Genomic DNA, 12,712 nt, shown 5'->3' with positions numbered 1-12,712 from the left:
GCCCCTCATGGTCCATATCAAAATCGGGATTGGGAGGCGGTCCCCGGAAGTTTTCGGTGAGCGTGCCCACAAAATCAACTTCATACCCTGCCGAATCGAGCATGTGCCACAACGGACGGCGATAGGAATTGTAGTACGTATCACCACTCGTTATCGAATTGCCTAAGGGCATTATCTTGATCGCGGTGGAGCGTACCGAATCTTTTTCCACTACTTCAAGCGTATCGATTGTTTGCCGTTGGGTGTCGACATGGGTAGACCCACTCACGGCATCCATGGTGTAGGTGGCGGTAAGCTTTTGAATTATGGCATCCATCAAACGTGAAGTCACATAGTAGGTGGTTGGAGTGCCCGCCAGGTCCGGCGTATCGATTGTATCGATCGATAAGCTTTGCAAAGTAAAAGAGATATCGATCCAGGAGCTTTCAAGAACCGATGATTCTTTGAGGATCCGGGTGATAGTATCGTATCCGAGAAAAAAGGTGTCGCGCGCAAAATAGCCGCGGTCATAAAAAAGGGAATCGGAAACTTTCCATTGCTCGTAGATACTGTCCACCGCGGTGGAGATTACTTGATATTTTGCGGCAGCATAGAAAGAATCGACCCCGATCGTTGTATCGAGGGTTTCGGATAAGGTCGTATCGACACGGGTTCCGGTGGAATCGGCAAGAAAAAAGGTCGCCCAGGTCGAATCGATCAGCTTTGGCTGTGAGGGCGCCTGGGGATTTTCTTCAAGGCACCCCGACCAAAGGATTACCGCAATTCCGCATCCTGTCAGCGCCGGGAGGATGGCTCTTTTCATATATCCTTTTTCGGGCTCCATTATCTAAAATTACATTCTATACCCTGAAATGCATCTTTAGTGCACCTTTTTTGTGACGGTTTCGATGCTTTTGTGTGATTTACCAGTATTCAGGCATATCCGCACGAGGGCTCTGAACCGCTCGATTGTTTTGCCGATCCGCGGACCGGGTATTGCAATATAATCTTTTTTCAGGCAAAAAACCATGCCTTTATCGACTGCATCGAGAAGCGGCACACTGTTCCAGTCGTTGACGATTGTTTCCTGTGACATCCCCACCTGTTCGGGAACAATATCGATAATGATATCCGGATTGATAGAGCAGACGCCTTCAATGGAAAGCGTGGGATATAATATGTTTTCGGTGCAGGCATTTTCTCCACCCGCGGCATTGAGCAGATCGGAGTAAAACGATGATGCTCCGGCAAAGAAGGGCTTGCTGATCGTCCCCGACCCGGGAGCGCTTCGGTCCACACAAAGCAGTATTCGGGGACGGTATTTCGACACAATCGTGTCGTTTATGACCGATGATATATGATTGATCAGGCTGTCGGCACGCTTTGTTGCGCCGCACCGTGTACCTACCGCTTCGAAAGAATTCAGGATCGTGGCTATGTTATCGTTATCGACACGGAGAAAAGGGACCTTGTATCGAGTACAAAAATCAATGACTTTGCCGTGTTCTTTCATTAAAACCACAAGGTCGGGTTTCAGCCGCATAAGGGCTTCGAAATTGGGATTGGTAAATCCGCCGACCTTCGGCAGCGATCTGACGTGGGGAGGATAGGAACAGAACTGGGAGACCCCCACCACCTTGTCGCCACAACCGAGCGCAAACAGTGTTTCGGTAATATTTGGTGCAAGCGAAACAATACGCTCAGGAGTGGAGCCGGGGTCGGGCGGCTCCATTTCGACATCAGAGCAGCCGGAAATAACCAGGAAAAACAGTGGAAAGAATATCGATAAAAAGGTATACATGCTCGGGCCTGGATCTTTGTGGTTGTAATTCATAGTGAGTGCTTATTTTTCAGTTATTTATGCCCAACTGTTTGAGTTTCCGGAACAGGGTTGCCTTATGAATGCCGAGCTTTTTCGCGGCCAGGGTTTTATTCCAGTCGAATTCGGTAAGGACCGACTTGATATAGACCTTTTCGAGATCTTTAAAATCGCGTACCTCGGCCAGGGTTTTTGCCGTCTTCCGCTCATCTTCCCTGTTCCGGAATTCATCGGGAAGGTGGTTGACTGTTATTGTCGGGCTTTTGCAGAAAATAAAAGCATGTTCGATTACATTTTCGAGTTCTCGGATATTGCCGGGAAAATCATGCGCCATCAGGGCATCACGTGATTCGTCGGATAATTGCTGTATCTCTTTGTGATAACGTGAGTTAAAGAGGTTAATAAAATGATCGCATAAAAGAGGGATATCGCAACGCCGTTCACGAAGCGGCGGGAGTTTGATATTGAGCACTTTAATCCGGTAATAGAGATCTTCACGAAACTCACCTTTCCGGACCATTTTCTGAAGGTCTTTATTGGTTGCCGCGATCACTCGGACATCGGCTTTTATTGTCCGGGTACCTCCCAGGGGTTCGAACATCTTTTCCTGGAGCACCCGAAGGAGTTTTACCTGCATGGCAGGTGAGATATCCCCTATTTCATCGAGAAATATCGTGCCGTTTTCAGCAAGGGTGAATTTCCCGGGTTTGTCTTTTTTGGCGTCGGTAAAAGCGCCGGCTTTGTAGCCGAAAAGCTCCGATTCCAGCAGATTATCCGGCAGTGCACTGCAGTTGATCGCGATAAAGGGCTTGTTTTTACGGGGCCCCTGTTCATGGAGCGAACGGGCGATCAGTTCCTTGCCGGTACCGCTCTCCCCGGTCACCAGTACCGTGGCATTGGTCTGCGCGACTTCGGGAAGAATATCGAAAATCTCTTTCATCAAAGGGCTTCGGCTGACCATGTTATAGAAACGGTGGCTTTCCCGAAGCTCCTTTTTGAGGTCTTTAACCAGCTTATTCGCCTTTTCCGCGGCGTCTTGAACGCTTTTAAGCCGGGCCTGTTCGGCAAGTTTGCGATCGGTGATATCCTGGACCTGGGCGAGCAACGTTGTCGATTTTGCGTTGTTCGATGATCCCAGCGGGGTGATATGCCATTCACAGAAATGGCGTTCTCCATTGTCGACCGAACAATACTCCGGATCGCACTCCGATTCAAAATGGATTTCTTTTCCCCGGGCCAGGGAATCCATGTTTTCGGCGCCGGGCTCAAGCACCGAAAAAAGCGGGCCGGTTTTATGATCAAAGCCGTGATTGTTGAAAATCACCTCAAAAGCCGCGTTTTTATCCAGAATGGTGCCATCGTGCGTCAATATGGCTATCCCGATCGGCGATTTCCGGAATATCCCCCTGAATTTTTCTTCGCTGAGACGGAGCAGGTCCTGCGTCTTTTTCTTCGCGGTGATATCGATAAGACAAGACCGCATCCCCGCGGACTTGTTGTTTTTGATTATTGGTGAAGAGTTAACCAGAGCGTATACGGTTTCGCCGGTTTTGGTTTTCATGGTATATTCTTTTGCATTACCGAAATCTCCCGACATCACATTCCCAAAATCCTCCAAAGCCGTCTCCTGCGATTGCGGCGGAAGAACATCCGATGCGGAAAAACCGTCTTTTAAATCCTGCTCGGTAAACCCGAACAGGTCGAGGCCCCACTTGTTCACATAGGTGAATTTCATCTCCATATCCATTTCGGATATGACGGCGGGAATGGTTTCGGCTGTTTCCCGGAACCGTGTTTCGCTTTCCTTCAGCTCAATTTCAGCTCTCTTCCGGTCGGTGATATTCCGGGCAATCCCCTGGATCCCCACCGGCTTGCCGTGATGATTTCTGATAAGACGGGTACTGACCTCGACCCATATATGTTCACCGTCTTTGCTGATAGTCAGAAGTTCATAGGGATAGGTTGCCTCATTGCTGCGAAGCTTCTCTTTTACCTTGCTCCGTGCTGTGGCCAGAAAGTCTTCATGAATGATCTGCGACATATTCACCGTAACAATTTCTTGCGGTGAATAACCGTAGGTACTGCTCGCTGCTGCATTTGCGGAAGTAAAATTACCTTCGAGATCGATTGTGTAGATAATATCGTTGGCATTTTCGAAGAGTTCTCTGAATTTTTCTTCACTCTCCCTCAAGGCCCGTTCGGCTTTTTTCCGCTCGGTGATATCAATCAGTGATATCAGGCTTTTTTTGGTGCCCGGGATCATGCTGACATTCATGAGGATATCTTTCAGCTCGCCGGTCCTGTGTTTGAGTTTGAACTCGTATTCGCTGGGGACAGTGGTTGTCGAATCGTGTCTCCGCTTGATATGATATTCCATCAACCGTTTCATATCGTCGTCGTTAACAAAATCGATCCATTTATGACCTTTCCGCGCCTCTTCCTGCGGATACCCGGTGACTTCTTCGAGCTTATGGTTCCCCATTGTTACCGTGGTGTCTTCTTCCACAACCATCATGGCGGTACCGGTGTATTCGAACGCGGTACGATAGCGTTCTTCACTCCGTTTGAGTTCTTCACGCAATTTTTGAAGCTCTTCACCGGCGGCTTCCAGTTCGACAATACGCGCTTTGGCCCGATCAAGATTCTGGTCGGGTGTGCCTCGCAACTTGGGCGAATCATCCATAGATTTCTCCCCTGTTATTAGAGCCTTCGATGGAATACCGGGCTATTACAATCTACCGGCGGCATGGTAGAGAATACAGCAGCAGCCCTCCGGTACCCGTGCACCTTTCCAAAGAATATACCAAAAAGCCACCGCCTCATGCATTAAAAAAACTTTACTTCAACCAAATGGAGAGCGTATCTTATAATGTATGAACACTTCACCCGGAATAAACAGATTTCAATAGCGCCATTCACATTCTCAAATCTCACCTTTCCGCCTTCAAGGAGCTTCCTCTATGAGCAAAGATGTCTATGTTGATCTTCTCAGGGAATCAATAAAGAAAAATGCCAACAGCGATTGTTTTCATATAAAGCGCAACGGGTCGTATACGACCTGGCGCTACAGCGATTTTTGTTCGGACCTCAACAAGCTGGTTTCGATGCTGAAAAGTCTGGGTTTTAACAAGGGGGTGAATGCCGCGGTTATCGGCGCCAACTGCCCCGAATGGGTTATGGCCTATCATGGACCGATTCTCGCCGGCGGGTGCATTGTTCCGATCGATCCCAACATTCCCGCCGCGGAGATTACCGAGATAATCCGCCTTACCGAATCGCGGGTTGTTTTCTGTTCCGCCACCTATGTTTCACTCTTTGAGAAGCTTGCCGGCGAGTTCGATTTTATCAAAAAGATTGTGGTACTGGAGCCTGATGCTCCGAAGGGGCGGGTGAGCTTTGCCGATTTTATCGCCGGGGGGGATTCCGGCAGCGATGCATTCGCGCAGCAATTTGCTCCCGACGATCCCCTGGCCATACTCTTTACATCCGGCACTACCGGGAAAGCCAAGGGCGTGGTACTCAATCAGCGGAACCTTACCACCGCACCAAATCACGGCGTCCCTCGCATGAAAGTGGGCCCCTCCGACACCATGATCGCCATTCTTCCGCTCCACCACGTGTTCGGCTGCGCGGCTTGCATTGCCGCTACGCTTCCCACAGGCATGGATATTGTCTTTATTCCGGCAATCAAAGGACCGCTCATCCTTGAAGGACTCAACGATAAAAAGGTGAGTATCTTACCTGCAGTCCCTCAGATGCTCGAGCTTTTTTACGATAATATCCAGCGCAAAGTAAATGCCGGAGGACCGATTGTCACAATGGTGTTCGGCATTCTGAAAATGCTCTCCTCTATCCTGGGAAATGTTTTCGGCATGGGCTTCAGGAAAAAGCTTTTCGGCTCGGTGCACAAAAGCTTTGGCGGCAATATCCAGTGTATCATTTCGGGGGGATCATCACTGAAAAAGAATTATTTCGACGGGTTCCGGTTGATGGGCTTCAATATCGTTGAAGGTTACGGGCTTACGGAGACTTTCGGGCCTATCACCCTCTGCCCTATCGACGATCCCCGTCAGGGCTCGGTGGGGAAAGTGCTTGAAGGCAATGATATGGAGATTTTTCAGCCCAACGAAGAGGGTATCGGCGAGGTGCTCTTTCGGGGAGAAACCGTCTTCCCCGGGTATTACAATAACGAAAAAATTACTTCCGAAGCCTTTGACAGCGACAAATGGTTTCATACCGGCGATCTGGGAAGGGTTACCGATGACGGTTTTCTGTATCTGACCGGGCGGGCCAAGGATATTATCGTTTTGAGTTCGGGGAAAAATGTCTATCCCGACGAACTCGAGGAGTACTATTCCCTGTCGCCGTATATCGAAGAGATCGGTGTTCTGGGCATAGAAGACAACAACGAAGAGATTGTCGGGGCGGTAATCGTTCCGGACAAGGATTTCAGGGCCCGTCATTCAATAGAAAAAGCAACAGAGCTTATGAACGAAGAGCTTGCGCGGATGGGCCGGGACCTTCCAACCTATAAAAAAATCGGCGCCTTCGTTGTTTCTTATCACGCCCTTCCCCGGACAACCACCCGAAAAATTATCAAAAACGAACTGAAAAAGATGTTCGAAAAGCTGAAACGGTCGGAGGGAGTGCAGGAGACATCACATATACGCCTCACCTATCTTGAAAGCGCCATGATGGAATCGGAGGAATTCAAAACAATCGTTGATTATGTCGCAAAGGCGTCTCCGAAAGTGAATACCGGATCGCTCACTCCCCGGTCGCATCTGCAGCTCGATTGCATGCTCGATTCGCTGAAAAGCCTCGATCTGATCTGTATGCTCGAAGAGAAATATAATTGCTCGGTTTCCATGGAAGATCTCGTTAATATCGAAACGATGGCTGACGCCGTGACGCTTATCCAGGACCTTCGGGCTGGCAAAGCCGGCAATGTCGGCGAGAACAAAACCGAGGGGGTCAAAGAGCGGTTGAAATCGGATAGCGGCGGCGAGGAGCTGAACGATACCACCGCCCTGAGCTACCATTATCTTCCGGGCCTGCTGCTGGGAATCGGGCGCATGCTCTGGGGAATCCGCGTGACCGGTGTTCGGAACATCCCCCCGGACCGTCCGGTGATTTTCGCATCAAACCATGAAAGCGCGCTCGATATCATGATTATAATCGGCGCTCTTCCGTGGAGTATCAGAAAGAAAACCTATACGATCGGGAAAAAAGAGCTTTTGGAAAAGCCGCTTTCGGCGTTTGCGGCAAAAAGGTCCAACATGGTCCCTGTTGAACGTGAAGGCGATATTGTTGAAGCCTTAAAAGCGTCGCACAAGGTCCTCGACAGTGGAAAAAACCTGATTATCTTCCCCGAAGGCACCCGTACCCGCACCGGGGAAACGGGAAAATTCAAATCGGGTATCGGAACGCTCATGATGGAGACCGGCGCGGCAGTAATTCCCCTTCGAATTAAAGGGGCCTACGCTCTCCAGCCCGCGGGAAAGGCCCCGGATTTTTTTGCCGGCAGAAAGCATGCCACCCACCTCGCTTTTGGTGAGATGCTCACCCTGGACAGCCTGAAACAAAAGAGGCTCCTAAAGGAGAATTACCGCCCTGAGGATATTGCCAGCGCTGTGGAAAAGGTTGTGCGGGAGATGTGAGAAGAAGGAGGAGAAGATGGAAAAGTGCTGATATCTCTCCTCTATCTGCCGGGAAAATGCAATTGCCGAATTTTACACCTCGTTAGTGGCGGCATGGCTGTGGCATTAATTGCTCCCCATGTCCAGAATTTATTTTAAAACCTTCCATTTTTTATGGGATGTGAACAGCAATCGACCAAAAAACATTGAAAGAGGCCCGTCATGATTTCGTTGAGCGTACAGGTAGAGACTCATCAGGGGAAAAACACCGAATTCGTGTTTGAATCATTGGAACCGGCCAACGTCGTGCAAGACGGAATCAGTATTGCATTAGGTGGTGAATGCCCCTGCCCGGTAACGCTTACTCCCCCAAAAGGTGATGTCATCAAATCAGTCTCCTACTCAATCGCCACTCCTCTTAAGAATTTCCACGAGGTTATCGTTCCCGATACGGGCCGTCTGTATCCCAACGAGCGCCAACTGGTGACGTTCTGGGGACGGAATTTTCAGACCCGGATCAACAATATCCGCATGCCGGTCTTCATTTTAACCGGGCAAGACCGGAAACCAACATTCATGTTCGGTGTCATCGGGGAAAACTACGAGACCGATTTTATCGTGAAGGAACCGGCCATGCGCCGGGCACTGCTCGCATGGATGAAACGGTTTGGGCTGGAAATTAAACGGGGTGTTGAAGGATTCCCTGTGCCCGAATCGGTTGCCCTGGCCAATGAAGACAATTCTATTACCGAATATATCTATTTCAAAGAAAACCGTGAACTGGCGTATACTACCTGGATCGATGCATTACGGGATTTTTCCGATTCCATGGCCCGGATCCTCGGCAAAACCGATACGTCAAACGATCGGAGCATGGCCCCGTACTGGTGCTCCTGGACCGACTGGGATTCATCGCAGGTAACCGACAAGGTGATCATTGATAATGTCAGAGAAGGCGTTAAACTCGGAATATATAACTATATCATCGATGACGGCTGGTTTGGGCCGGGACTCGACAGCGATTTTGATGTCAAACTCAATCTCGGGGATTGGTCGGAAGATCGATCGAAAATCCCCGATCTTAAGAAGCTTATCAGCGATATGCACGATCTCGGCGCCCGCGCCCTGATCTGGTCGGCACCCCATGCAGTCTCCCCGGATTGCAATAATTTCGAAAAACGGAAAAAATACCTGATCCAGACAGAAAAAGGAAAAATCGCCAAAACCCACAACGGATATCATCCCCTCTGTTTCATGTGCCCCGAAGCCCGGGATATTATGGCGGATATCGCCGCCGAACTGATAACCAAATATAACGCCGACGGCGCCAAATATGACCTCTTCAACAATATCCCCGGTGAAGTCTGTGTCAGTGAAGAACATGACCACGATACGGCATCGCTTATCGAAGGACTCCATAAGGTATTGGAAAATATCGATAAAAAGACAAAAAAGGTCAACCCCGATGTAATCACCGAACTGAAACAGAATTACGCCACCCCATGGCTCTATGAATACGGAACCTGCATCCGGGCAGGCGATACACCCTATAATCCCGAAGGTAACTTCCTCAGAACAGCATACATAAATGCCTATACACCTTTCAGTTGCAACGATTATCAAACAATTACCAATAACGACAGCCCCGCCGAAGGCGCCGCGATTATCATTAAAATGATGGCTGTCGGTATCCCCACCTACTCCATGGACCTTGGCTCCCTCGAAGAAGAACATAAAAAGTCCCTGAAATTCTACCATCAATGGTATATGGATAACCTCGATGCATTCAAACAATACCGCACCCCGGTGGAACCATCCTTTGATACCTGGAAAGTACAGGGCGATAAAAAAGATATCATATTCCTGCTCAACCGGGCCGGAAACATTGCTGTAGAATCCTCAAAAATCACCGAGATAGTAGTAGGATCCTTCATCAAAGAACTGGAAATTTCATTCGATACCAAAAACGATGCTTCGGTAGAAATACGCAACCCCGGAAAAACGTCAGCCGATAGTACACTCTATGCCGGAATATCACACCTCCGGGTGCCGGTACGAACAGGGGACCTTGTAAGAGTAAACAGTCGCAATAATGCGACCTGACCGTCGCACCGACGTATTTTTGCGACTCAACCAGACTTCAAGAACAGCACCACGTAAACCGCACCATCTCCTTTAATATCAAAACATTAAGGTGGGCGCCAACCATTTGGCACATGCCTTGCAATTTCCATTGTCGAAAGCAGATTGAACAAAGGTTCACCGCACGATGGGCCCCGAATGAGTTGATGAAACAGAACAGTTACTTGTTTTTCTACTCGCAAGAAACCCGGATTGCCTGAAATCTTTGTGACAGATGCTTAAATAATTGTCTTTTAAAGATATAAAGACCTTCCCCGGGATTTGCATGCGGGTCTGAATGTCTTGAAAAAGACAGGTTATAATTACGTTATTCATAATCAAACGGACAGGAGTTAAATCATGAACTCGGCAATCTTTACAACATCATTTCAAAACTATCATGTTTCGCAGATTCTTTTTGCAGGCCCGGTCATTGAATTACCGGAGGAGAAGCGTAAGGGCGAAATGAGCCATTATTTCAAAATTATCTGCCACAACGGCGCCTCCTACTGTCATTTCAAGAGCCAGGACGCTGCAAGGAATGCGAGAAATGCGTTAGGTGCAATGCTGAATTCGATGAAGCCTTATTGCTATAAATACGGCAACAGCACCATCGATTCAAAAGGCGTTGTCTCTTTCAGCAATGTTTTTCCGCTGAAAACGATCCGTAACGATCTTACACACGCCATTGTTGTCACGCTCGATACCACCGATGAGGACAACAGCAAAATATGGCTGAAATTCAAATCTGAGGATAATGCATGGAAAGGCCAGAAGGCCCTCTTCGCGTCGATTTACGCGGCAAATGACATGAAAAAGGAAAAAGAAGATGATGTTGGTGATGGAGATGCTGTAATGGAACCGGTTCTGGCGGAAGCGTCTTCACCCAATGAAAACCTTCCGTTCTGACCGTATCTTTTTATCATTCATAACCAAAGGGTCTGCACGTGTGTGCAGGCCTTTTTTATGCCCTGCAGCCTGCATCACATATCAGCCCCATTAGCGCCATCGGCGTCCCATACTTATGTAACCGGCAAATAATCCATTACATTATGAGAATTCAGTTTGATTCGCAAAGCGCTTTTAGTATATTCTTTCTTATTGAAAATTAACGGTTTTGATACCCGCGCTCTGGCTTTGCTCCACTCCCCTGCTCAACTTCCACTCCAAAGCGCAAATTCCAAAATAAACCATCGGGAATGAGGGCTTTTTTACAATTCATTCCGAAGTTTTTGGGATGTTTTATGGGGATTTTTGAATTGCAGAGTGATTACGGTATTTACTAGTTGGTGTAAATTTGCCTGGCCCTATGAACGGTGGAAAAAGGAAATGAAAATTTGCGCCAATAAGATGCTGGCCGTCCATGGCCAGCAGATAAGAATCTTGGATGAGCTCCAGACCATAGGGTATTTTTAGAAAATAAGAAGGAAAATTATATATGCCAAAAAATGTAAGCAAGCCATCAATAGATGCTGACACACTCGGCCTTCAATATTCGGGGAATCAAGATGTTATTCATAAAAAAGCATTCGGACAGTATTTAACTCCAATCGAAGTAGCAAGTTTTATGGCTTCTTTGACCATTCCACAAAAATCATCAAATATTAGACTCCTAGATCCCGGTATTGGTTCAGGTATTTTAGTGATCTCATTAATAGAACGAATAGTTGAAAATTGGCAAGAAGTACAAAATATTCATGTGACAGGTTATGAAATCGACACAGCATTAGAACCTATTTGTAAAAAAGCATTAGATTCAACAGTACGATGGGCAAAAAACAGTAAAGTTAATCTTACCTATGAAATAAGATTTAAAGATTTCATTATAGATAATGCTCATGTTTTACATGATGGCCCTACACTTATTTCTAAATTAAAAATCGGTAGCGATGATGAGCCATATGATTTGGTTATTTCAAATCCGCCATATTTTAAAATTCCGAAAGATGACCCACGTGCTAAAGCTGCTAAAAATATTGTATACGGTCAACCAAATATTTATGCGCTGTTTATGGCTGTTTCTACTCGTCTATTGAGCAGAACAGGTCAAATGGTTTTCATAACACCGCGTAGTTATGCTTCTGGCCCATATTTTAGAGCTTTCAGGGAGTTTCTTTTTTCGGAAATTACACCGAAACAATTGCACCTCTTTTGTTCGAGGACAGATGCCTTTGATAGGGATGCAATCTTGCAGGAGAACGTAATTTTACATGCTCGTCGAAGAACCAATGGTAATGGTTCAACAAAAGTGAAAATCTCATTTAGTCATGGTTCTCGTGATTTAGAAGCATGCCCATCACGTACTTTGGCTTTGGAATCAATAATAAAACTTAAATCACTAAACAAAGTGTTATTCCTTCCAACATCCAAAGACGAGGATAAGATTATTGAGACAGTGAATTCCTGGAAAGGGAGCTTACATAAATTTGATATGGAAATATCTACCGGTAAAGTTGTTCCTTTTAGAGCCACAGAATACTTACTAAATGAAGGTGATATTGAAAACGGTGAGGCACCACTTATTTGGATGAATAGTATACGTGATTCACAAATTATTTGGCCACTTTCTAAAAACCGAAAACCACAATATATCAGAATCCAGGATGAAACTTTACCGCTTCTTAATAAAAATGGCAATTATATCTTGTTACGGCGATTCAGTGCAAAAGAAGAAAAGAAGCGCCTTAATTCGTCGCCTTATATACAGGACCGGATTAAATCAGAATATGTTGCATTTGAAAACCATGTAAATTTTGTTCATCGCCCCCACGGCAATATTTCCCGGACCGAAGCATTTGGAATTTCAGCAATACTTAATTCCTCTTACCTCGACGGTTTTTTCAGAATATCTAACGGTAACACTCAAGTTAGTGCAACAGAGATTCGCGATATTCCTCTGCCTGATTTAAGTTTAATTAGGAAAATCGGTGAAGCTCTGGAAAACAGCCTTAACATTAACATAGATGAAATATTATTGGCAAAAGCGGCTTAAAATGGGAGAATTCGCTTGCGATATGAATCCAAAGCGTGTATATGAACTTCAAGACATGTTCAAAGATTCCAATCACGGCTTAATTTTTGTCAGTGCTTTTCTGGATTTTGTAGAATTCAAGAAGCATTCCAAAGAAATTTCTTGGGAAACTGAAGTTTGGAT

The 12,712-nt window shown here is 46.7% G+C and carries 8 protein-coding genes; 5 read left to right on the top strand and 3 right to left on the bottom strand.

The genetic code is table 11. From position 1 onward, the window contains the following. From GF401_17230 to GF401_17220, 3 genes are all read right to left on the bottom strand, one after another. On the bottom strand, positions 1-802 hold an 802-nt coding region (locus GF401_17230), incomplete at its 3' end, for a hypothetical protein (protein ID MBD3346802.1). Positions 803-859: 57 nt separating this feature from the next. Then, complete coding sequence (locus GF401_17225) at positions 860-1,813, bottom strand: ABC transporter substrate-binding protein (protein ID MBD3346801.1); 954 nt, start codon at positions 1,811-1,813, stop codon at positions 860-862. 16 nt (positions 1,814-1,829) lie between these two features. After that, on the bottom strand, positions 1,830-4,481 hold the full coding sequence (locus GF401_17220) for a PAS domain S-box protein (GenBank protein MBD3346800.1): 2,652 nt from the start codon (positions 4,479-4,481) through the stop codon (positions 1,830-1,832). Positions 4,482-4,758: 277 nt separating this feature from the next. Between GF401_17220 and GF401_17215 the strand changes: the two genes are divergently transcribed. The 5 genes from GF401_17215 to GF401_17195 form a co-directional block, all read left to right on the top strand. Beyond that, positions 4,759-7,458 carry an AMP-binding protein gene (locus GF401_17215; GenBank protein ID MBD3346799.1) on the top strand — a complete coding sequence of 900 codons (2,700 nt, stop codon included), beginning with the start codon at positions 4,759-4,761 and terminating at the stop codon, positions 7,456-7,458. A gap of 201 nt (positions 7,459-7,659) precedes the next feature. After that, a complete protein-coding gene (locus GF401_17210) occupies positions 7,660-9,540 on the top strand; it encodes a hypothetical protein (protein ID MBD3346798.1) in 1,881 nt (626 codons plus the stop codon). A gap of 378 nt (positions 9,541-9,918) precedes the next feature. Continuing rightward, positions 9,919-10,467, top strand: coding sequence for a hypothetical protein (locus GF401_17205; protein MBD3346797.1), 549 nt, complete (start codon positions 9,919-9,921; stop codon positions 10,465-10,467). A gap of 529 nt (positions 10,468-10,996) precedes the next feature. Continuing rightward, positions 10,997-12,550, top strand: a complete 1,554-nt coding sequence (locus tag GF401_17200; protein MBD3346796.1) for an N-6 DNA methylase — start codon at positions 10,997-10,999, stop codon at positions 12,548-12,550. Next, a partial coding sequence (locus tag GF401_17195; GenBank protein MBD3346795.1) for a hypothetical protein occupies positions 12,522-12,712 on the top strand: 191 nt, incomplete at its 3' end. The genes GF401_17200 and GF401_17195, both read left to right, overlap by 29 nt.

Source organism: Chitinivibrionales bacterium (assembly GCA_014728215.1).
Taxonomy (GTDB): Bacteria; Fibrobacterota; Chitinivibrionia; order Chitinivibrionales; family WJKA01; genus WJKA01.
This window is presented reverse-complemented; position numbering and strand designations above follow the sequence as displayed.